The sequence below is a fragment of the Klebsiella sp. ME-303 genome (genome assembly GCF_007910085.1).
Lineage (GTDB): Bacteria > Pseudomonadota > Gammaproteobacteria > Enterobacterales > Enterobacteriaceae > Klebsiella > Klebsiella michiganensis.
Genome location: NZ_VOJB01000076.1, coordinates 1 through 21,013 on the forward strand (window position 1 = coordinate 1; position 21,013 = coordinate 21,013).

General features: G+C 56.0%; 20 protein-coding genes and 1 pseudogene. 5 read left to right on the top strand and 16 right to left on the bottom strand.

Annotated features, from left to right (window positions below; translation table 11 throughout):
- Positions 1–220 precede the first annotated feature (220 nt).
- Genes hemG through pepQ form a run of 4 tightly spaced genes read right to left on the bottom strand, consistent with a single transcriptional unit; the run spans position 221 to position 4,204 of the window.
- Positions 221–754: a menaquinone-dependent protoporphyrinogen IX dehydrogenase gene (hemG, locus tag FQK12_RS13960; RefSeq protein WP_014227488.1), complete on the bottom strand. Its 534-nt coding sequence runs from the start codon at positions 752–754 to the stop codon at positions 221–223.
- An 11-nt stretch (positions 755–765) separates the two neighbouring features.
- Positions 766–2,217 carry a Trk system potassium transporter TrkH gene (gene trkH, locus FQK12_RS13965; RefSeq protein ID WP_004097624.1) on the bottom strand — a complete coding sequence of 484 codons (1,452 nt, stop codon included), beginning with the start codon at positions 2,215–2,217 and terminating at the stop codon, positions 766–768.
- A 41-nt stretch (positions 2,218–2,258) separates the two neighbouring features.
- Positions 2,259–2,873, bottom strand: coding sequence for an IMPACT family protein (locus FQK12_RS13970; RefSeq protein WP_014227487.1), 615 nt, complete (start codon positions 2,871–2,873; stop codon positions 2,259–2,261).
- On the bottom strand, positions 2,873–4,204 hold the full coding sequence (pepQ, locus tag FQK12_RS13975; protein ID WP_009652560.1) for a Xaa-Pro dipeptidase: 1,332 nt from the start codon (positions 4,202–4,204) through the stop codon (positions 2,873–2,875). The genes FQK12_RS13970 and pepQ overlap by 1 nt, the downstream gene beginning before the upstream one ends.
- 191 nt (positions 4,205–4,395) lie before the next feature.
- On the opposite strand from pepQ, the gene fadB reads away from it, so the two are divergent.
- The 3 genes from fadB (at position 4,396) to FQK12_RS13990 (ending at position 8,311) form a co-directional block, all read left to right on the top strand.
- Entirely contained in the window at positions 4,396–6,585 is a 2,190-nt protein-coding gene (gene fadB / locus FQK12_RS13980; protein ID WP_014227486.1) for a fatty acid oxidation complex subunit alpha FadB, read from the top strand.
- A gap of 9 nt (positions 6,586–6,594) precedes the next feature.
- On the top strand, positions 6,595–7,758 hold the full coding sequence (gene fadA / locus FQK12_RS13985; protein ID WP_004097616.1) for an acetyl-CoA C-acyltransferase FadA: 1,164 nt from the start codon (positions 6,595–6,597) through the stop codon (positions 7,756–7,758).
- A 241-nt stretch (positions 7,759–7,999) separates the two neighbouring features.
- A complete protein-coding gene (locus tag FQK12_RS13990; RefSeq protein ID WP_014227485.1) occupies positions 8,000–8,311 on the top strand; it encodes a hypothetical protein in 312 nt (103 codons plus the stop codon).
- A gap of 44 nt (positions 8,312–8,355) precedes the next feature.
- Here FQK12_RS13990 and fre read toward each other — a convergent pair whose 3' ends face one another.
- Positions 8,356–9,057, bottom strand: coding sequence for an NAD(P)H-flavin reductase (gene fre, locus FQK12_RS13995; RefSeq protein WP_014227484.1), 702 nt, complete (start codon positions 9,055–9,057; stop codon positions 8,356–8,358).
- Between the two features lie 54 nt (positions 9,058–9,111).
- On the bottom strand, positions 9,112–10,581 hold the full coding sequence (gene ubiD, locus FQK12_RS14000; protein ID WP_014227483.1) for a 4-hydroxy-3-polyprenylbenzoate decarboxylase: 1,470 nt from the start codon (positions 10,579–10,581) through the stop codon (positions 9,112–9,114).
- 177 nt (positions 10,582–10,758) lie between these two features.
- On the opposite strand from ubiD, the gene rfaH reads away from it, so the two are divergent.
- Positions 10,759–11,247, top strand: coding sequence for a transcription/translation regulatory transformer protein RfaH (gene rfaH, locus FQK12_RS14005; protein WP_004097595.1), 489 nt, complete (start codon positions 10,759–10,761; stop codon positions 11,245–11,247).
- A 6-nt stretch (positions 11,248–11,253) separates the two neighbouring features.
- Here rfaH and tatD read toward each other — a convergent pair whose 3' ends face one another.
- From tatD to udp, 9 genes are all read right to left on the bottom strand, one after another.
- On the bottom strand, positions 11,254–12,048 hold the full coding sequence (gene tatD / locus FQK12_RS14010; protein WP_014837091.1) for a 3'-5' ssDNA/RNA exonuclease TatD: 795 nt from the start codon (positions 12,046–12,048) through the stop codon (positions 11,254–11,256).
- Between the two features lie 30 nt (positions 12,049–12,078).
- Positions 12,079–12,852, bottom strand: a complete 774-nt coding sequence (gene tatC / locus FQK12_RS14015) for a Sec-independent protein translocase subunit TatC (protein WP_004097593.1) — start codon at positions 12,850–12,852, stop codon at positions 12,079–12,081.
- Between the two features lie 2 nt (positions 12,853–12,854).
- Positions 12,855–13,394: a Sec-independent protein translocase protein TatB gene (gene tatB / locus FQK12_RS14020; protein WP_014227481.1), complete on the bottom strand. Its 540-nt coding sequence runs from the start codon at positions 13,392–13,394 to the stop codon at positions 12,855–12,857.
- A gap of 3 nt (positions 13,395–13,397) precedes the next feature.
- Entirely contained in the window at positions 13,398–13,649 is a 252-nt protein-coding gene (tatA, locus tag FQK12_RS14025; RefSeq protein ID WP_014227480.1) for a Sec-independent protein translocase subunit TatA, read from the bottom strand.
- 77 nt (positions 13,650–13,726) lie between these two features.
- Positions 13,727–15,367: a ubiquinone biosynthesis regulatory protein kinase UbiB gene (gene ubiB / locus FQK12_RS14030; RefSeq protein WP_009651715.1), complete on the bottom strand. Its 1,641-nt coding sequence runs from the start codon at positions 15,365–15,367 to the stop codon at positions 13,727–13,729.
- Complete coding sequence (locus tag FQK12_RS14035; protein WP_014227479.1) at positions 15,364–15,969, bottom strand: SCP2 domain-containing protein; 606 nt, start codon at positions 15,967–15,969, stop codon at positions 15,364–15,366. Before FQK12_RS14035 ends, ubiB begins: the two co-directional genes overlap by 4 nt.
- A 13-nt stretch (positions 15,970–15,982) precedes the next feature.
- Positions 15,983–16,738: a bifunctional demethylmenaquinone methyltransferase/2-methoxy-6-polyprenyl-1,4-benzoquinol methylase UbiE gene (gene ubiE / locus FQK12_RS14040; RefSeq protein WP_004097585.1), complete on the bottom strand. Its 756-nt coding sequence runs from the start codon at positions 16,736–16,738 to the stop codon at positions 15,983–15,985.
- A 70-nt stretch (positions 16,739–16,808) separates the two neighbouring features.
- Positions 16,809–18,257 (bottom strand): DNA recombination protein RmuC, encoded by a 1,449-nt coding sequence (rmuC, locus tag FQK12_RS14045; protein WP_014227478.1) that lies wholly within the window; start codon positions 18,255–18,257, stop codon positions 16,809–16,811.
- A 138-nt stretch (positions 18,258–18,395) separates the two neighbouring features.
- Positions 18,396–19,157 (bottom strand): uridine phosphorylase, encoded by a 762-nt coding sequence (udp, locus tag FQK12_RS14050; RefSeq protein WP_004097583.1) that lies wholly within the window; start codon positions 19,155–19,157, stop codon positions 18,396–18,398.
- A gap of 267 nt (positions 19,158–19,424) precedes the next feature.
- On the opposite strand from udp, the gene FQK12_RS14055 reads away from it, so the two are divergent.
- A complete protein-coding gene (locus FQK12_RS14055) occupies positions 19,425–20,237 on the top strand; it encodes a dienelactone hydrolase family protein (RefSeq protein WP_004097582.1) in 813 nt (270 codons plus the stop codon).
- 3 nt (positions 20,238–20,240) lie between these two features.
- Here the strand turns inward: FQK12_RS14055 and FQK12_RS14060 are convergent.
- Positions 20,241–20,931, bottom strand: a pseudogene (locus tag FQK12_RS14060) (transporter substrate-binding domain-containing protein).
- Positions 20,932–21,013 lie beyond the last annotated feature (82 nt).

Genomic DNA, 21,013 nt, shown 5'->3' on the forward strand with positions numbered 1-21,013 from the left:
CGAGGTCCCGTATAATACGTTTTCCTCATTCAGAGTCAAGCGATTATTTTCGCTTTTCTCTGCCGGTATTCATCGCTGAATCCCGCTGACCCGGCGGGCTGTAAGCCGTTGTTCCGTGTCAGTGGGAGCGCATTATAGGGAGTAATTCCGAAGTGACAAGGGGAAATTTCAAAAAACTTTTCGTTCGCTCAACTTTCCATCACCAGGATGGTTTAACGCGCTATTTGCTGGTCATTTGCGCAATTTCCCGCGCAAATCTGCCCACCTGCTGCCAGTCGGTATACACCACTTCTTTACTGACATCCGTTTCGCCGCCGGTCATCTTCATAATAAGGCGAATCATAAACCGATCGTACCAACGATAGCGTGGATAGCGGAGCGCGCCGGCAAACACCGCGCAGTTCTGCGGCTGCCACGGCGAGTTAAGCAGAAACTTGCGGGTGTAGCTGTTTGTCTGCGGCGTTCGTTTTTCTGGCTTACGCGCGACGAGGTTGACCGAGAAAAAGGCGCCCGGTAGCGCCTGCAGCGACTGAAGATGCGTTTTTACAAACCGTTCTAAGGCGGGATGAAAATGACCATAGCGGATTGATGCGCCGATGACGACACGATCGTATAAGGGCCACTCCACTTCATTGGTGCGGTTGAGATCGATCGTGTCCGCATCAATCCCCTGCTCTTTTAATTCAGATGCCAGATAGGAGGCGATTTCACGCGTCTGTCCGTCGCGGGTAGAAAAGAGAATCAAAGTTTTCACAGGCACTCCTGTTATTCGCGCCAGAAAGTCGGAGTAAATAGCACCAGCAAGGTGAACACTTCCAGACGACCAAACAGCATATTAGCAATCAAGATCCATTTTGCGACAGGGTTCATCGTCGCAAAGTTATCCGCCACCACGCCCAGCCCTGGGCCAAGGTTATTCAGCGTCGCAACGACCGAAGCAAAGGCCGAGAAATCATCCACGCCGGTGGCGATAATCGCCAGCATACTAATGATAAACACCAGCGCATAGGCGGAGAAGAATCCCCAGACGGCTTCCAGGATACGTTCCGGCAGCGCGCGGTTCCCCAGTTTAATACTATATACCGCGTTAGGATGTACAAGCCGTTTAAGCTCACGGTTACCCTGCTTGAAAAGCAGAAGAATACGGATAACCTTCAAACCACCGCCAGTCGACCCGGCACAGCCGCCGATAAAAGCCGAACAGAGGAGGAGGACCGGTAAAAATAGCGGCCAGCGCGCAATGCTGTCGGTCGTGAAGCCCGCCGTTGTCGCCATCGATACAACCTGAAAGAACGCCTGATTCACCGTCATGAGCGCCGAACTGTAGACGTCATGCAGCCACAGCACCAGGGTACATACCACCACCAGCGTGAGCTGCACGCCGATGAACATGCGGAATTCGGGATCGCGCCAGTACACTTTCAGGCTGCGCCCGCTGAGTAATGAAAAGTGCAGGCCGTAGTTACAGCCCGATATCAGCAAGAAAATCGCAATAATGGAGTTAATCGTTGGGCTATTAAAGTAGCCCACGCTGGCGTCATGGGTGGAGAATCCGCCAATCGCAATCGTCGAGAAGCTGTGCCCGATGGCGTCGAACGCCGGCATGCCGGCAAACCACAGCGCCAGCGCACAGGCCACCGTCAGTAAGACATAGATAAGCCACAGCGTTTTCGCCGTCTCAGCAATGCGCGGCCGCATCTTGTTATCTTTCAGCGGCCCGGGCATTTCCGCCCGATACAGCTGCATCCCCCCGACGCCCAGTATCGGCAGTATCGCTACCGCCAGCACGATGATCCCCATCCCGCCAAACCATTGCAGCATCTGACGATAGAAAAGAATGGCGTGGGGTAACGAATCTAACCCAACCAGCGTGGTTGCCCCGGTCGTTGTCAGACCCGAGAAGGATTCAAAGAAGGCATCCGTAATGCTCAGGTTGGGCTGTTCAGAGAAGATAAAGGGCAGCGAACCGACGCTTCCGAGCACCGTCCAGAACAGCACGACGATGAGAAACCCTTCGCGGGATTTCAGTTCACCCTTCTCACGACGGTTGGGCCACCACAGCAGCGAACCGATCGCCAGGGCAACGAAAAAGGTCTGGGTAAACGCCCGCCCCGCACCATCGCGATATATCAGGGCTATTAATCCCGGGAGGATCATTGTCCCCGAAAACAAAATGACCAGCAGTCCAACGATTCGGGTTATCGCGCGAAAATGCATCTCTGGCGCTTCCTTTGATATGCAAAAAAATCAGGTGGGGATTATTCGTCAATCTTCAGTAATTGCAACGAACCGCGACTAAAATCAGCCAGTTTTGCTGAAAATAGCGCCACTTCAGCCTGAGGAAGCGCCACGCGCAGCTGAACAGACGCTTGATATTCGCTTTCGACAATTTTCCCTGAGAACTGAGCCAACAGCGTTTCAATCCCGGCCAACTGCCCGTATTCACACTGCAAAGTATACGCGGTCAGCGGCGTCTTGCGCTGTGTTGTCAGCAGCGCAAGCGCCTGGTGCACACCGCCGCCGTACGCTTTGACCAGGCCGCCGGTGCCCAGCAGAATACCACCGTAGTAGCGCACGACGACAGCGGTTATCTCGCCGACGCCGCTACCCATCAGCTGCGCCAGCATCGGTTTACCCGCCGTCCCCGCCGGTTCGCCATCGTCGGAAAACCCCAGCTGCTGCGAGTCATTCGGAGGCCCGGCGACCCACGCCACGCAGTGGTGACGGGCATCCGGGTGATCCGCCCTGACTGACTCGACAAACGCCTTTGCCGCCGCTACGCCGTCGGTGTGCGCCAACAGCGTGATAAAGCGGCTCTTTTTGATCTCTTCCACAAAGGTGGCCGGCGCGGCCGGTATCAACCAGCTTTCCATTACGCCAGTTTCAGATCGCGCGTCATGTTTTCAATACTGTTTTCGTGGATCACGACGTTGTCTTCAATACGAATACCGCCAAACGGTTTCAGCGCTTCAATTTTCTGCCAGTTGAAGTGTTTGCTGAACTGCCCTTCGCGCCACGGCGCCAGCAGCGATTCAATAAAGTAGATTCCCGGTTCAATCGTCAATACCATCCGCGGCTGCAGTACGCGCGTGCAGCGCAGGTAAGGATATTTTGCCGGCGCGGCCAGATGGGTACCCGAATCATCCTGCATAAAACCCGCGACATCATGAACCTGCAGACCTAAAGGATGACCAATGCCGTGCGGCATAAACGGTCCGGTCAGGTCGTTTTCCACCATTGCTTCTTCGCTCATATCTTTGACTATCTGATGTTTGCGCAGCAGTTTGGCAATACGCTGATGGAACTGGACATGATAATCCACGTAGCTCACGCCCGCCTTCATGGTGCTAATCAGCGCCAGCTGTTCCTCATTAACGTCTTTAATCAGTTGAGCATAGTCACTATCGCCATGCGCCGCCCAGGTACGCGTCAGATCCGCCGCATAGCCGTTATATTCCGCGCCCGCATCCAGCAGGAAGCTGCGCAATTCCGCCGGCGCGCGATGATCCAGCTTCGTGTAATGCAGCACGGAGGCATGTTCGTTCAGAGCCACAATGTTGCTGTACGGTACATCGGTGTCGCGATGGCCGGTCGCGGTCAGATAGGCCTGGTTGATATCAAACTCGCTCATCCCGGAAAGGAACGCTTCATGAGCGGCCTGATGACCGTTAACCGCCGACTTCTGCGCTTCGCGCATGCAGGCCAGCTCATAGTCAGTTTTATAAGAGCGATAGTAGTGCAGATAATCGATCGCCCCTTTCGGGTTGATTTTATCCGCCGCGATATCTAACCCCAACGCACGTTCCGGCACCGGCCCGATATAGGCAATATTGCCGCGCGCGGCGGGCAGCTGGCTGCCGATACCATCCGCTTTCGGCAGGGCAATCACATCCACCTCTTCGGTCCAGAATGAGGTCGGCAGCGGTTCCACGTTATGCCAGTAGTCGACCGGCAGATAGAACCACAGTTTGGGTTTATTGACGCCGTCCACCAGCAGCCAGCAGTTAGGGACCTGCGTAACCGGCACCCAGGCTTTGAACTGGGGATTGACCTTGAACGGATACGGATGATCGTCAAGGAAGACGTTGACCAGTTCACCGGAGTGGATCAGCAGGGCATCCAGCTTAAAGCGGGCCAGAACATCGCGGGTGCGTTCTTGTAAGGTAACGATATGATTTTTATAGAGACCGGCAAGGGATTCCATCATTTATCCTTTGATTTTATGAGATCGTGATGCTTCGCATCTTAGCACAATGACCTCAAACGGGGTGATCTCTGCCGGGTGTGATCCGACCAGCATTTATTTAAAGTCTTATTTGCAATTTCTTAACATAAAATCCACACTCCGTCTCATCTGGTACGACCAGATCATATTGCTGGATTCAGGAGACTGACATGCTCTACAAAGGCGACACCCTGTACCTCGACTGGCGGGAAGACGGCATTGCCGAACTGGTATTTGATGCCCCCGGCTCGGTCAACAAGCTCGATACCGCAACCGTAGCCAGCCTCGGTGAAGCGCTGGACGTACTCGAAAAACAAAAAGATCTGCAAGGGCTGCTGCTACGCTCCGAGAAAGCCGCTTTTATTGTCGGCGCGGATATCACCGAATTTCTTTCTCTGTTCCTGGTTCCCGAAGAACAGCTCAGCCAGTGGCTGCATTTCGCTAATAGCGTCTTTAATCGCCTGGAAGATTTGCCGGTTCCGACCATTTCCGCCGTCAACGGCTATGCGTTGGGCGGCGGCTGCGAATGCGTGCTGGCGACCGATTATCGCCTGGCGACGCCGGATCTGCGCATTGGTCTGCCGGAAACGAAGCTGGGCATCATGCCGGGCTTTGGCGGCTCGGTGCGGATGCCGCGGATGCTTGGCGCGGACAGCGCGCTGGAAATCATTGCCGCCGGCAAAGACGTTGGCGCCGAACAGGCCTTAAAAATCGGCCTCGTCGATGGCGTGGTTAAGCATGAAAAACTGATCGATGGCGCGGTCGCGATTCTGCGTCAGGCTATTAAAGGCGACCTGGACTGGAAGGCGAAGCGCCAGCCGAAGCTGGAGCCGCTGCATCTGAGTAAAATTGAAGCCGCGATGAGTTTTACCATCGCCAAAGGCATGGTGGCGCAAACCGCCGGGAAGCACTACCCGGCCCCGATTACCGCCGTTAAAACCATCGAAGCCGCCGCCCGCTTTGGCCGCGAAGAAGCGCTGGATCTGGAAAATAAAAGTTTCGTCCCGCTGGCGCATACCAACGAGGCGCGTGCGCTGGTAGGTATCTTCCTTAACGATCAGTACGTCAAAGCAAAAGCGAAGAAGCTGACGAAAGATATCGACACGCCAAAACACGCGGCCGTGCTGGGCGCGGGGATTATGGGCGGCGGCATTGCATACCAGTCAGCCTGGAAAGGCGTGCCGGTGGTCATGAAAGATATCAACGACAAATCGCTGACGCTGGGCATGACCGAAGCGGCCAAGCTGCTGAATAAACAGCTTGAGCGCGGCAAAATCGACGGTCTCAAGATGGCTGGCGTCATTTCTACTATTCAGCCAACCCTGGATTACGCCGGCTTTGAACGCGTGGACGTCGTGGTCGAAGCCGTTGTTGAGAATCCGAAAGTGAAAAAAGCGGTGCTGGCGGAAACGGAAGACAAAGTCCGCCCGGATACCGTGCTGGCTTCGAATACCTCCACCATTCCCATCAGCGAGTTGGCCAGCGTACTGAAGCGCCCGGAAAACTTCTGTGGTATGCACTTCTTTAACCCGGTGCACCGGATGCCGCTGGTCGAGATCGTTCGCGGCGAAAAAAGCTCGGACGAAACCATTGCGAAAATGGTCGCCTGGGCCAGCAAAATGGGCAAAACGCCGATTGTGGTCAACGACTGCCCCGGTTTCTTTGTTAACCGCGTGCTGTTCCCCTACTTCGCCGGTTTCAGCCAGCTGCTGCGCGACGGCGCGGACTTCCGCAAAGTCGATAAAGTGATGGAGAAGCAGTTTGGCTGGCCGATGGGCCCGGCCTATCTGCTGGACGTCGTTGGCATTGATACCGCGCATCACGCGCAGGCGGTCATGGCGGCGGGCTTCCCGCAGCGGATGCAGAAAGATTATCGCGATGCGATCGATGCGCTGTTCGACGCTAACCGTTTCGGCCAGAAAAATGGCCTCGGCTTCTGGCGCTACAAAGAAGACAGTAAAGGTAAACCGAAGAAGGAAGAGGATGCCGCAGTCGATAGCCTGCTGGCGGAAGTTAGCCAGCCGAAGCGTGATTTCAGCGATGAAGAGATTATCGCCCGGATGATGATCCCCATGGTTAATGAAGTGGTGCGCTGTCTCGAAGAGGGCATTATCGCCAGCCCGGCAGAAGCCGATATGGCGCTGGTTTATGGCCTGGGCTTCCCTCCGTTCCACGGCGGCGCGTTCCGCTGGCTGGATACGCTCGGTAGCGCAAAATATCTCGATATGGCCCAGCAGTATCAGCATCTCGGCCCGCTATACGACGTGCCGGAAGGATTGCGCAGCAAAGCGCGTCATAACGAACCGTACTATCCACCAGTTGAGCCTGCCCGTGCGCCAGGCGACCTGAAAAAGGCTTAAGGAGTCACAATGGAACAGGTTGTCATTGTCGATGCAGTTCGTACCCCGATGGGCCGTTCGAAGGGTGGCGCCTTTCGCCACGTGCGCGCGGAAGATCTCTCCGCGCACCTGATGCGTAGCCTGCTTTCACGCAACCCATCCCTTGAAGCCAGCACGATTGACGATATTTACTGGGGCTGCGTTCAGCAGACGCTGGAACAGGGCTTCAATATTGCCCGCAACGCGGCGCTGCTGGCGGAAATCCCGCATTCGGTACCCGCCACCACGGTCAATCGGCTGTGCGGTTCTTCCATGCAGGCGCTTCACGACGCGGCACGCATGATCATGACCGGCGACGCCAGCGTATGCCTGATTGGCGGCGTAGAGCATATGGGCCACGTCCCGATGAGCCACGGCGTAGATTTCCATCCGGGCCTGAGCCGTAACGTCGCCAAAGCCGCCGGAATGATGGGGCTGACGGCAGAAATGCTGGCGCGCCTGCACGGCATCAGCCGCGAGATGCAGGACCAGTTTGCGGCTCGCTCCCACGCCCGCGCCTGGGCCGCGACGCAATCCGGCGCATTCAAAGCGGAAATTGTCCCGACAGGCGGTCACGACGCCGACGGCGTGCTGAAGTCTTACAGCTATGACGAAGTGATTCGCCCGGAGACAACGGTTGAAGCGCTGGCCGCGCTTAGACCCGCTTTCGATCCGGTAACCGGAACCGTGACGGCGGGAACCTCATCCGCCCTCTCCGATGGCGCCGCAGCCATGCTGTTAATGAGCGAAAGCCGCGCCCGCGAGCTGGGCCTGAAGCCCCGCGCTCGCGTGCGTTCGATGGCTGTCGTTGGCTGCGACCCGTCAATAATGGGCTATGGTCCGGTTCCCGCGTCAAAACTGGCGCTGAAAAAAGCCGGGCTCTCCACCAGCGATATCGATGTGTTCGAAATGAACGAAGCTTTTGCCGCGCAGATCCTGCCGTGCATTAAAGATCTGGGGCTGATGGAACAGATCGACGAGAAGATCAACCTCAACGGCGGCGCGATCGCCCTGGGTCATCCGCTCGGCTGTTCCGGCGCGCGCATTAGCACCACATTGATCAATCAGATGGAGCGCAAAGACGCACAGTTCGGCCTGGCGACGATGTGTATTGGTTTAGGTCAGGGTATCGCGACGGTATTCGAGCGGGTTTAAGCAAAGCGTTAATCCCCTGAATCATTCGCGCGGCATCGCGGCGGCAGCCGAGCAAATCCCCGGGAGCATAGAGAACCCGGTGACCGGGGTGAGCGAGGGCAGCCAACAAAGAGGCAGCGTGAATGATAACGGGAGAAGGTTTAGTTGCCGTTCTTCCCGCCTGTCAGGGGCGGGTTTTTTATTTCCGCTATTCGGTTATTATCACCGGATACGTCACGCTCATTAAGGATAATGAAGAGTCATGAAAATAATCCCCATCATTTTTTTGCTAACGACGTTCCCTGCCGCAGCGCTCGCCAGCGAACAGGATAACGCTCAGGCCTGCCTCTCATGGGGGATCGGTAAAATGGCGCAGGATCCGCAAAGCGAGCGGTTCAAGGATCTGACCGTCACCGATATCACTACCGAACGCTATGATGAGAAGATAGGCAGCCAGCATATCGCGACGCAGCTAACCGCCACGCTGGAAAAAGAAGGGAACCCGGTAGGGAAAATGCTCTGTTTGCTGGAAAACGAACGACCGCTGTACGTTTACTTCAGCGATGCCCGGTAACAACAGCATCCGGGCCAAAAGCCCGGATGCTGGCAGAGCGGCTATCAGATAAACGCAAAGGCATCGCCAAACAGGCGATCTTCGCGCGCGCCGCGCTCGTTGCAGAACAGGTCGCGGGCAATTTTCGCCATCTCGAAGCGGCCAGCGATATAGATATCATGCTCTCCCAGCGTACCGTAATCCTGCAGAACCGCCGTGAGTACGGTTCCGGTACGGCCACGCCACTCGGCGTCAGGCTGCTCAACAACGGGTTCGACGCGCAGGCCCGGATGCTGCAGGCTTAACGCTTCAAGCTCGGCCAGGTCATAGAGATGTTTCGCTTCGCGCCCGCCCCAGTAGATGGCGATATCGCGATTCGGATTGCGCGCCAGCGCGGTGAGCAGAATCGAACGCACGTAAGAGAAGCCCGTTCCCCCGGCGATTAAAATCAGAGGACGTTCTTCATCATCGCGCAGCCAGGCTTCGCCATGCGGCATATCGACCTCGATTTGACGCTCTTTCAGGATTCGATCCATCACCGCCATCGCATACAGGTTCAGTTCAGATGCACCGATATGCAGCTCGATAAACTCCTGTTCCGACGGCGTGGAGGCCATCGAGAATGGGCGCTTATCGCGTTCGTCCATCACGACCATCAGATACTGACCGGCACGGAAGGAAAACGCCGCTTCCGGCACTAATCGAACGCGATACACAGTATCGGTAATCGCCTCCACTGAGGTCACTTTACAGCTTAAGGTTGTCATGCGTCCCCTCTGTCGGGTCTATTGTGCAAAACAGCGGCGTAGCCCCGCTTACTGTTATTTGAAGATAGCCAGTTCATCCCAGATGGCGTCGACGCGCGCCGTCACCTCAGGATCTTTCTTGATCGGACGACCCCACTCGCGCTGGGTCTCTCCAGGCCATTTATTTGTGGCATCCAGCCCCATTTTTGAACCCAAACCGGAAACCGGTGAGGCAAAATCCAGATAATCAATTGGCGTATTTTCTACCAGTACCGTATCACGCGCCGGGTCCATACGGGTAGTAATCGCCCAAATCACATCATTCCAGTCGCGCGCGTTGACATCGTCATCGCAGACAATAACGAACTTGGTGTACATGAACTGGCGGAGGAACGACCAGACGCCCATCATGACGCGTTTCGCGTGTCCGGCGTACTGCTTCTTCATCGTGACGACCGCCAGGCGATAGGAACAGCCTTCAGGCGGCAAATAGAAATCCACGATTTCAGGAAACTGCTTTTGCAGAATGGGGACGAACACTTCGTTCAGCGCAACGCCCAGTACCGCCGGCTCATCCGGCGGACGCCCGGTATAGGTCGAGTGATAGATGGCATCTTCACGCTGAGTAATGTGGGTAACGGTAAAGACCGGGAAGTTATCCACTTCATTGTAGTAGCCAGTATGGTCGCCATAGGGGCCTTCCGGCGCCATTTCTCCGGCTTCAATATACCCTTCCAGTACGATCTCCGCGCTGGCGGGCACCTCAAGATCGTTAGAGATGCACTTCACGACTTCGGTTTTGGTGCCGCGCAGTAGCCCGGCAAAAGCATATTCGGAAAGGGTATCCGGAACCGGAGTCACCGCCCCGAGAATGGTTGCCGGATCGGCGCCCAGCGCGACGGAGACCGGGAAACGCTCGCCAGGACGCGCCGCGCACCACTCCTGGAAGTCCAGCGCGCCGCCGCGATGCGATAGCCAGCGCATAATCAGCTTGTTCTTGCCAATCAGCTGCTGGCGATAAATGCCCAGATTCTGCCGCTCTTTATGCGGGCCGCGGGTCACCGTCAGACCCCAGGTGATCAGCGGCGCGGCATCTTCCGGCCAGCAGGTCATGATCGGGATACGGGTCAAATCAACTTCATCACCCTGAATGATTTTCTGCTGGCACGGCGCTCCGCGCAGACGCTTAGTCGGCATATTCAGCACCTGTTTGAACTGCGGCAGCTTATCAAACAGATCGCGGAAACCTTTTGGGGGTTCCGGCTCTTTCAGGAATGCCAGAAGCTTACCCACTTCCCGCAGAGAACTGACATCCTCCTGCCCCATCCCCAGCGCGACTCGCCGCGGCGTGCCGAAAAGATTACACAGCACCGGCATGGCGTAGCCCTTGGGATTTTCGAATAGCAGCGCCGGACCGCCAGCTCGCAAAGTGCGGTCGGCAATTTCGGTGATTTCCAGGTGAGGATCGACCGGCAGGGAGATCCGTTTCAATTCCCCCTGCTGCTCCAGTAATGTCAGAAATTCGCGTAGATCGTGGTATTTCATGGAGTTGTTATTGACCTCTATACAGGCGGGTGATTATACGGCGTTCGCCGGAGCTATGCTGTATTTTTGTTAAATTAGCGTGAAAGAACGCTGAAATTTAGTTTTCACCCGCAATGATTTCGCGATCGTACCGGGCTTTTGTTATGCTTGCAGCTAGTAGCATTGGAAAGAGTCATTATGCAAGCCTGGTACTTACTTTATTGCAAACGTGGGCAGCTTGAACGAGCCCAAGAACACCTTGAACGGCAGGCCGTCAATTGCCTGATGCCAACGATCGAGCTGGAAAAAATCGTCCGCGGTAAACGCACGACGGTCAGCGAACCCCTGTTCCCAAATTATCTGTTTATCGAGTTCGACCCGGAAGTGATTCATACCACTACCATCAGCGCCACGCGCGGCGTGAACAGTTTTGTGCGTTTCGGCGCGCTGCCCGCTATCGTGCCATCTGCCGTCATTCATCAGCTTTCCATCTACAAACCGGAAGGCATCACCGATCCTGAAACGCCGCATGAAGGCGACAGCGTGCTGATCACCGATGGCGCCTTTGAAGGTCTGCAGGCTATTTTTACCGAACCGGACGGCGAAGCCCGCTCGATGCTGCTGCTGAATCTGCTTAACAAGCAGGTGCTCCAGAGCGTTAAAAATACTGACTTTTATAAAATCTGACGGCGCTTAAAAAGCCACGCCAAAAAGTCTTCTGACGTTAGCATCAGTCACGTCTTCCAGCCATTGCGCCTCCTCCCCACGCCATTGCGCGATGCGGGTCAGAATATGCGGCAGGTAGGCGGGCTCATTGCGGCGAGAAGCGGGTTTTGGCAGCATATCTCGCGGCAACAGGTACGGCGCATCGGTCTCAATCAGCAGGCGCTCTGCCGGAATATCGACCAGCAGCTCTCGCAGCTCCAGCCCCCGACGCTCATCGCATACCCAGCCGGTGATACCAATAAATAAACCGTGCTCCACGCATTCGCGCATCTCTTCGCGGCTACCGGTAAAACAATGCACAACGGCCCCCGGGAGCTTATCAAGCCAGGGCACCAGCAGGGCCAGGAAGCGCTCGTGCGCATCGCGGCAGTGCAGAAATACCGGCATCGACAGCTCCGCGGCCAGCGCCAGCTGAGCGCTAAACGCCGCTTCTTGCTCCTGAGGCGTCGAAAAATTGCGGTTGAAATCCAGCCCGCACTCACCCACCGCAACGACTTCCGGCTCGCGAGCCAGCGCATAGACCGCTGCCGCCGCCGAGTCCGTCCAGCTGCGACTGTCGTGGGGATGAACGCCGGCCGTTGACCAGCACCCGGAATAACGGCGCGCCAGCTGCTGAGCCTGCGCGCTTTCATGCAGGTTGGTTCCCGTCAATAGCATCCCGCTGACGCCCGCCCCCCGGGCCCGGGAAACCACCTCGTCGCGATCGCGGGAAAACTGCGAACTGGTCAGATTTACGCCGATATCAAACATCATCGCTCCCATACGGCAACCGCCCTGGCGGGCGGTTGAGCGTTATTCTTCTTTGCCCTGCGCCTCTTCGGCAGCGGCATCCTCATCACGCGTCAGGCGTTTACCGGTGTAGAACCGCGCGAAGAAGACCCCGACCTCAAACAAACAGTACATCGGAATCGCCAGCAGGGTTTGCGAGAACACGTCCGGCGGGGTCAGCAGCATCCCGACAACGAATGCGCCAACCAGTACGTAGGGGCGTTTCTTACGCAGGTCGTCCGGCGTGGTGACGCCCATCCAGCACAGCAGGACGATGGCCACCGGAACCTCGAATGAGACGCCAAAGGCGATAAACAGCGCCATCACAAAGTCGAGGTAGCTGCGAATATCGGTAGAGACCTGTACGCCTTCCGGCGCCGCGTGGGTCAGAAAACCAAACGCCAGCGGGAAAACGACGAAGTAGGCAAAGGCCATGCCGATATAGAACAGCAGCGTACTGGAGACCAGCAGCGGCATAACCAGCCGACGTTCATGCTTATACAGCGCTGGCGCCACAAAGGCCCAGACCTGATACAAAATGACCGGGACCGACAAAATTATCGATACCATAAAGGTCAGCTTGATCGGCGTGAAGAAAGGCGAGGCCACATCCGTGGCGATCATGGTCGCACCGACCGGCATCTGCCGAATCAGCGGCGCGGAAACCAGCTGATAGATATCGTTGGCGAAATAGACTAACGCCAGGAAAATCACCAGAATCGCAAGAATGCTGTTGATCAAGCGCTTGCGCAGCTCAATCAGATGCGTAATTAGCGGTTGAGTATCGTCTACGCCCATTTTTACTGTTTATCACTCGGTACAGGGGAGGAGGAATCGGAAGCCGACACGGCAGCTTTCACTTTCGCTGCCGGGATTTCACTCTGCGAAGCGGGGAGTTCTTCAGACACGGAGTCAGGCGCATGCTCTGGCGCACTGGCCTGATGTTCAGCCGTCGCTGGCGTCACGTCCTTGCGCTGCTCTTCACTCCCTTTTACGACCGGGTTGTGAATGGTATTGGCTTCGTCGCTGGCTTTTTCAGGATCGTGGGCGGAGTAGGATCGCTTCATAGATTCAGCCGCTTCACGCAGTTCATCCATTGAAGCTTTTAGCTCGGGCGTCAGGTTGTCCAGGCTGGCCTTTTCCACCTTTTTAAGGCTTTCCTGAAACTCCTGCAGTTTTAATTCCTGGGTAATTTCATTTTGTACGGTAGCCGCAAGCGACCGCAGCGTGCGGATCCAGCTCACCACCGTCTTTACCGCTACCGGTAGTCGCTGTGGCCCCAGAACGATGAGGCCAATCACGAATACCAGCAGCAGCTCACTAAAACCGATATCGAACACGAATTACACCTGCTCTTTGTCGTGGCGTTTAGTCTCGTCTTTCTTTGCATCATCCGGCTTACCAGCAAGGGTCTTCGCCGCGAAATCTGCATCCGGCGCGGATTTTTCCGGTTTCTCTTCGTCGCTCATGGCCTTTTTAAAGCCTTTGATCGACGCCCCTAAATCTGAACCGAGCGAGCTCAGCTTTTTTGTCCCAAAAAGCAGAACCACGATGACGACAACAATGAGTAACTGCCAAATACTGATACCACCCATACACATTCCCCTATGACAGATGATGAATTATTAGGACGCATTATACACATTATGCGCAGTGATAAAGGCGGCCGCCGTCAGTTCGTCTTTCGCCAGCCGATAAGCCAGGTTACGACCCCAGCGGCCATCAGCCAGCCTGGCATCATGCCCCACTCGGGACGATGAATGAATAGCAGCGTACCACTCAGTAATAAAACCGCGCCTATACCGAACAAATAGCGGGACTGACCCTGGCGCACGTGCCGCACCTGGATGTCGCGCACGATGGTATCGACGCTATTCTGCAGCTGCTTGCTTTGCTGCAGGCTCTGGTAAACCAGCTCAGGTATTTCCGGCATTCTTTCGATCCAGAACGGCGCTTTTTCTTTAAACGCCCGCACCAGAGCCGGAATGCCCACCTGATCTTTGATCCACGATTCAAGGAACGGTTTCGCCGTTTTCCACAAGTCTAACTGAGGATAGAGCTGGCGACCTACACCTTCTACGTAAAGTAATGTCTTCTGCAGCAGAACCAGCTGCGGCTGCACTTCCATATTGAAACGTCGCGCCGTATTAAACAGGTTCAACAACACGTGGCCAAACGAGATTTCCGCCAGCGGTTTTTCAAAGATAGGCTCGCAGACGGTACGAATAGCAAACTCGAACTCTTCGACGTTGGTATCCGCGGGAACCCAGCCGGAATCAACGTGCAGCTCCGCAACTTTGCGATAATCGCGGTTGAAGAAGGCAATGAAGTTCTCCGCCAGATAGCGCTTATCTTCTTTGTTCAGCGAACCGACGATACCGCAGTCAATACCAATGTACTGAGGATCTTCCGGATGATTACGGCTGACAAAAATATTGCCCGGATGCATGTCGGCATGGAAGAAGCTGTCGCGGAAAACCTGCGTAAAGAAGACCTGCACGCCACGCTCGGCCAGCAGCTTCATGTTAGTTCCCTGCGCTTCCAGCGCGGCGACGTCGGACACCGGGATCCCGTAAATCCGCTCCATCACCATCATGCCTTCGCTACAGTAGTCCGAATAAACTTCCGGGACATAAAGCATTGGGCTCTCGTCGAAGTTGCGGCGAAGCTGGATAGCGTTAGCCGATTCACGCAGCAGGTTGAGCTCATCCAGCAGCGTTTTTTCATATTCGCGAACCACTTCCTGCGGGCGAAGGCGACGGCCGTCCGGTAACAGACGCGGCACCCAGCGGGCAAGACGGTAGATAAGCTTCATATCCGCTTTGATAACCGGCACGATATCCGGGCGGATCACCTTAATGACCACCTCTTTGCCGTTCTCTTTCAGACGCGCGGTATGCACCTGGGCAATAGAAGCGGAAGCGAGCGGTTCAACAGAGAAGTCATCAAACCAGGCTTCTACCGGCAGGCCGCCCATGGCTTGCTCAATCTGCTTTTTGGCCTGCAGACCGTCAAAGGGCGCGACGCGATCCTGCAGCATGGCCAGCTGATCGGCAATGTGCGGCGGAAACAGGTCGCGACGGGTCGAGAGCATCTGGCCAAACTTGATCCACACCGGCCCCAGCTCCTGTAATGCGAGGCGGAGTCGCTCGCCAAGAGGACGATCTTTATGGCGGTTGGGCATCCAGAACAGCATCCGCCGCCAGATTCGCAGCGGCAGCGTGATACGCATTTTGGGAATGAGCTCATCAAGCCCGTAGCTCAAAAAGGTGTGGACGATAAAATACAGGCGCCGTAATTCTCCTGGCGTCATTTGCCCTCCAGCGTGTCCAGCCGTTTTTCCAGCGCGGCCAGGGTTCGTTCTACCGCAGCGGTTTCCTCTGCAAACCAGGCCAGCTCCAGCGGCCCCGGCGCCAGGCGCCACTCTTCGGTAATCGCTTCCGCGACATAGCGCTGCTGGCGTTGAGCGCCATGCAGAAGAAAGCGAGCGCCGCCGCGGAATACTTTACTAAAGCCTTCCGCAACCACATCACCGGTATACGGGGCGAGCAGTTCAGCCGGATCGAACTCTGCCAGATCGCACAGCGTGACGGTATTTTGCACCACCTGCAGGTCGCCCTGCACCTCAAGATCGCCGCTGCGAATCAGCGCGGTAAGCTGCTGGCGATTGCGCAATTGCGGAAGCACGCTAAGGCGGGTTCGTACGGTGCAGTCAGCCTCACCTTCCCACGCGCCCAGCACGTCCAGCTGACGTTCGCTAAAAACCAGCACCACAGGATCGGAAAGCTCTTGCAGCTCGATGCGCAGCACTTTCCCCAGCAGGCGCTGGCGCGCGGGTTTCAGCGCCCGATCGCGCCAGAGGAAGGTGTTAAGGACCGTCTCAAGACCGGCGGTAACCAGTGGTTTGAAAGGCATAGCGTCCCTCCTGTCAGAACTTATATCCGCGGTGTAGCGCAACGATACCTGCCGTCAGGTTGTAGTAGTCGACGCTTTCAAACCCTGCGTCCTGCATCATGCCTTTCAGCGTGTCCTGATCGGGATGCATTCGAATAGATTCAGCAAGATAACGATAGCTTTCGGCATCTTTAGCAACCAGCTCACCCACGCGCGGCAGGATATGGAAGGAATAGGCGTCGTAGGCTTTACTGAGCGGCTCAATAATCGGTTTTGAGAATTCCAGCACCAGCAGGCGGCCGCCCGGCTTTAATACGCGATACATTGAGCGGAGCGCTTTTTCTTTGTCGGTCACGTTACGCAGACCGAAAGAAATCGTAATGCAATCAAAGGTGTTGTCTGCAAAAGGCAGCGCTTCAGCGTTTGCCTGGACGTATTCCACGTTGCCGACAATACCAATGTTACGCAGCTTTTCGCGGCCCATTTTCAGCATAGAGTCGTTGATGTCCGCCAGCATCACGCGGCCGGTTTCACCCACCAGGCGAGAGAATTTCGCCGTCAGATCGCCGGTACCACCAGCCAGATCCAATACGGTTTGCCCGCGGCGGACGCCGCTGCAGTCGATGGTGAAACGCTTCCACAAACGATGAATACCGAACGACATCAGGTCGTTCATTACGTCATATTTTGCGGCCACAGAATGAAATACATGCGCCACCATGTCAGCTTTCTGCTCTTTGGCGACAGTCTGAAAGCCAAAATGCGTCGTTTCTTGTGAATCCTCAACCATCTCAATGCCTGCTTGCTTATCAAGAAAATGTTCGTTGAGTGTAACAGGTTTAGCGCACTTCCCATACGCTTCAACGTGGCCGGGAGCCGCCCCCAAACATGGCAGTAGCCGTAGGATCGGATAAAATATCGTTATCTCCCGGCGGGTTACCCCCCTGCGCAAGGCGGTATTCTTCATCCTGGGCCGTCGCCTGTTCAACTAACTCAGGATTAATCTCACGCTTAACCTCCACGCCCAGCTCACGGAATGATTCCGCCTGTACCAGCAGGTTACCTCGTCCGGAGGCGAGCTTTTTCATCGCCTGGCGGTAGTTATCCTGAGCTTTATCCAGGCCCTGCCCGATGGCGGACATATCATCGACAAACAGGCGCATCTTGTCATACAGCCGCCCCGCTCTTTCGGCAATTTTCTGCGCGTTACGGCTCTGATGCTCATAGCGCCAAAGATTGGCGATAGTCCGCAGCGCCACCAGCAGCGTGGTTGGGCTCACCAGCATGATGTTGTTCTTCAGCGCTTCGCTAATGAGTTCCGGCTGACGATCGATAGCCAGCAGGAAGGCGGGTTCTACCGGGATAAACATCAGAACGTAGTCGAGCGAACGCAGCCCCGGCAGCTGCTGGTAGTCTTTACGCCCCAGCAGGCGCATATGGTTGCGTACCGAAGCGATATGCTCCTGCAGCGCCGCTTCACGGGTGTAATCATCTTCGGCGTTGAAATAGCGCTCATAGGCCACCAGGGTCATCTTGGCATCGATCACCACGTCTTTCCCCTGCGGTAAACGGACAATCACATCGGGCTGCATCCGCGCGCGATTGTCCGTTTCGATGCTGACCTGGGTCTGATATTCATATCCTTCCCGCAGTCCGGACGCTTCCAGCACGCGGGTCAACACCACCTCGCCCCAGTTGCCCTGGGTTTTGTTATCGCCTTTGAGCGCGCGCGTCAGGTTTAGCGCCTCCTGGGCCATTTGCGCATTCAGCTGCTGAAGATTGCGGATTTCATGGGCCAGAGTATGGCGCTCCCGCGCTTCCTGGCCAAAGCTATCCTGCACCTGCCGACGAAAGCCATCCAGCTGTTCGCGAAGCGGCGTCAGCAGGCCGTGCAGGCTCTGGCGATTCTGCTCATCCACCCGCCGGTTGCTGTGCTCAAAAATGCGATTTGCCAGATTCTCAAACTGTTCGCTAAGACGCTGCTCGCTGTTAACCATCTGGCGAATTTTGTCTTCCGCATGCAGCTGAGTGGATTCAAGTCGGGTGGTCACTTCGCGAAGATCGGCTTCCAGCGAGGCGTTGATATCGCGCAGGCTGCGCAGTTCGTTATTGAGCAGTTCACACTCTTCTCGCCAGTGTGACTCCTGCACCAGACATTGGCGGGCCGCGCTCAGCTCAATATCCAGCTCGCGCCGCTCATCGATAAGATCGGCGCGAATTTGATCGGCGTGCGCTTTGGTCGCCAGCCAGCCGACAATCAGCCCGACGGCCAGCGCCACAACGGCGCTAATAATAATTGAGATATCCACAAAGCCCCCTGCGGCAACGACTTACGGCACAAAATAGAATTGTGCTGTACAAACGTCCAGTTTGAAAGGGTTTTCCTGCGAGGCGCTACGCAAAAAAGAAGGGCCGGAGAGTCCGACCCCTGGCAGAAGAAAGGGTAACTACAGCAGGCGGCGCGCCGCTTCCACGACAATTTTCACCGCGTGGCTTTCGGTTTGCTTCATGGTTTCCGCGTTCGGAATTTCCTGCTGGGTACGGTTGACGATAACTCCGGCAACCATCCCGGCGCGCAAGCCCTGGCTGGCGCACATCGTCAGCAGCGTGGCGGATTCCATTTCATAGTTCATCACGCCCATCGCCTGCCACTCTTCCATCGAGCCTTTAAAACGGCTAACAACGCGGCCGGAGAAGGTATCGTAACGTTCCTGGCCCGGATAGAAGGTGTCGGAAGAGGCGGTGACACCGATATGGGTGGTCGCGCCGATAGACTTCGCCGCTTCAACCAGCGCGGTAGTACATTCAAAGTCAGCCACCGCCGGGAACTCCATTGGCGCAAAGTGCAGGCTTGCGCCGTCCAGACGGACGGACGCGGTCGTCACCAGAACGTCGCCGACATTAATATGCGGCTGAATGGCGCCGGTGGTACCGATGCGCAGGAAGGTACGGATGCCCAGTTGGGCCAGCTCTTCCACGGCGATAGAGGTCGATGGGCCGCCGATACCGGTAGAGCAGACAATCACTGCTTTACCATCCAGCTCAGCGCGCCAGGTGGTGAATTCACGGTGAGATGCCAGCTTAACCGGCTTATCCATCAGCGCGGCGATCTTTTCCACACGCTCCGGATCGCCAGGGACGATAGCCAGCGTAGCCCCTTGTAAATCGTTTTTGGTGAGGCCGAGATGAAAAACATCAGACTTGGACATAAAAAACTCCTCTGTGGGTCGAATTATCAGCAGAAGCAAAACGGTACTTTACAGAAGCTGTCGGCTCAATTTTGTGACCACAATCACCATGAATGAAATTCATTGCAATAACTTTCCATAAAAGAGTGATATACATCACATTAACAAGCTAAATCGCAGAAGCCTGAACAAAAGATAGCCTGTTTCGGGCACTGTGTTTGATTAACGTCCTGTCCAGAGCAGCTATAGTTATTGATGCGCTAATAAATTGAGGGTACGGAGAATACCATGACGACAATTAAGCAAACCGGCTTTGCACCTGCAGCCACGCCGCACGCCTCAACTGCCGTTCACACATCAGATGAGAACATCGTCTCCGGGGAGACATCCATCCCTTCACAGGGAGATAACATGCCGGCGTTCCATGCTCGCCCGCGCGGCGTCGACGGTCCGCTGCCGGTCGTTATCGTGGTCCAGGAAATTTTCGGCGTGCATGAACATATCCGCGATATCTGCCGCCGTCTGGCAAAGGAGGGGTATCTGGCTATCGCACCGGAGCTCTATTTCCGCCAGGGCGATCCTAATGATTACAGCGACATCCCTTCTCTGTTCCAGGGACTGGTCAAAAAGGTGCCGGATTCTCAGGTGCTGGCCGACCTCGATCACGTGGCCAGCTGGGCCTACCGCCACGGCGGCGATGCTCATCGCTTGCTGATTACCGGCTTCTGCTGGGGCGGGCGTATTACCTGGCTGTACGCTGCGCATAATCCGCAGTTAAAAGCCGCCGTCGCCTGGTACGGCAAGCTGGTAGGCGAGAAAACGCTGAATTCGCCGAAGCATCCGGTCGATATTGCCGTCGATCTTAACGCGCCGGTGTTAGGGCTTTATGGCGCGAAAGATGACAGCATCCCGCAGGACACGGTGGAAACGATGCGTCAGGCGCTGCGGGCGGCCAACGCCACGGCGGAAATCGTGGTTTACCCGCACGCCGACCACGCTTTTAATGCCGACTATCGCGCCAGCTATCATGAAGAGTCGGCAAAAGACGGCTGGCAGCGGATGCTGGCCTGGTTTGCGCAGTATGGCGGTAAGCGCGGTTAACGATCAGCTATTGCCGATATGGCGGCTCACCATCCCGGCAATAGTACCGTCCGCTATCCAGGAAGAGAGGCGGCGGCAAATAAATTCATAGTGCTGCGTCGCATTGCGCGGTACGCATATCGCCTGGTGTATCTGGCTAAAGCTGTCGGGCAGAACGCGAAACTGCGGATTCTCCTGCGCGGCTTTCTCCAGAGGCTGGCGAATACCGGCCACCCAATCGCCTTCGCCGTTGATAAATGCCTGAATAGCCTCCTGTGAGGTGGCGTACTGGCGCATCGTTGCATGCTGCAGCGTGCGAATCAGATACAGCTCGTAGGCCGCGCCTTTGCCCACGTTAATCACCACGCCTGCGCGGTCCATCTCCTGAACCGATTGAATCTGGCTCTCTTTTTTCACCATCAGCGAGCTTTCGATAGTGACGTAGGATGGCGTAAAGCGAAGCTTATCTTCCCGCGCCGGGTCGATAGCCAGAAAGGCGATATCCCATTGATCCTGCAGCGCCGCGTCAACTACCTGCCCGGCCGTCGGCCAGGTCACAAACCGCGCTTCGCGCTGGCTCTCTGCAGCCAGTTTCTTTGCCAGCTCGACGGTAATCCCCCCCCGGAGAGCCATCCGGCAGCAGTGTCGTAAGCACCGGATTACCCAGATTAATGGCAAAACGCAAATACCCTTTTTGATCGTGGTGTTCAATCATCTTTCACCTCAGGAGAGTTATCACAGCTTCGGTTCAGGGAACGCTTAACTGTAGTCAAAGACATCCGTCCTGAGCAACAGCC

What these genes read in the sequence shown, in the direction of transcription:
- trkH (WP_004097624.1), bottom strand. Translation starts at nt 2,217, where the DNA reads ATGCATTTTCGCGCGATAACCCGAATCGTTGGACTGCTGGTCATTTTG.
- FQK12_RS13970 (WP_014227487.1), bottom strand. Translation starts at nt 2,873, where the DNA reads ATGGAAAGCTGGTTGATACCGGCCGCGCCGGCCACCTTTGTGGAAGAG.
- pepQ (WP_009652560.1), bottom strand. Translation starts at nt 4,204, where the DNA reads ATGGAATCCCTTGCCGGTCTCTATAAAAATCATATCGTTACCTTACAA.
- fadB (WP_014227486.1), top strand. Translation starts at nt 4,396, where the DNA reads ATGCTCTACAAAGGCGACACCCTGTACCTCGACTGGCGGGAAGACGGC.
- fadA (WP_004097616.1), top strand. Translation starts at nt 6,595, where the DNA reads ATGGAACAGGTTGTCATTGTCGATGCAGTTCGTACCCCGATGGGCCGT.
- FQK12_RS13990 (WP_014227485.1), top strand. Translation starts at nt 8,000, where the DNA reads ATGAAAATAATCCCCATCATTTTTTTGCTAACGACGTTCCCTGCCGCA.
- fre (WP_014227484.1), bottom strand. Translation starts at nt 9,057, where the DNA reads ATGACAACCTTAAGCTGTAAAGTGACCTCAGTGGAGGCGATTACCGAT.
- ubiD (WP_014227483.1), bottom strand. Translation starts at nt 10,581, where the DNA reads ATGAAATACCACGATCTACGCGAATTTCTGACATTACTGGAGCAGCAG.
- rfaH (WP_004097595.1), top strand. Translation starts at nt 10,759, where the DNA reads ATGCAAGCCTGGTACTTACTTTATTGCAAACGTGGGCAGCTTGAACGA.
- tatD (WP_014837091.1), bottom strand. Translation starts at nt 12,048, where the DNA reads ATGGGAGCGATGATGTTTGATATCGGCGTAAATCTGACCAGTTCGCAG.
- tatC (WP_004097593.1), bottom strand. Translation starts at nt 12,852, where the DNA reads ATGGGCGTAGACGATACTCAACCGCTAATTACGCATCTGATTGAGCTG.
- tatA (WP_014227480.1), bottom strand. Translation starts at nt 13,649, where the DNA reads ATGGGTGGTATCAGTATTTGGCAGTTACTCATTGTTGTCGTCATCGTG.
- ubiB (WP_009651715.1), bottom strand. Translation starts at nt 15,367, where the DNA reads ATGACGCCAGGAGAATTACGGCGCCTGTATTTTATCGTCCACACCTTT.
- FQK12_RS14035 (WP_014227479.1), bottom strand. Translation starts at nt 15,969, where the DNA reads ATGCCTTTCAAACCACTGGTTACCGCCGGTCTTGAGACGGTCCTTAAC.
- ubiE (WP_004097585.1), bottom strand. Translation starts at nt 16,738, where the DNA reads ATGGTTGAGGATTCACAAGAAACGACGCATTTTGGCTTTCAGACTGTC.
- udp (WP_004097583.1), bottom strand. Translation starts at nt 19,157, where the DNA reads ATGTCCAAGTCTGATGTTTTTCATCTCGGCCTCACCAAAAACGATTTA.
- FQK12_RS14055 (WP_004097582.1), top strand. Translation starts at nt 19,425, where the DNA reads ATGACGACAATTAAGCAAACCGGCTTTGCACCTGCAGCCACGCCGCAC.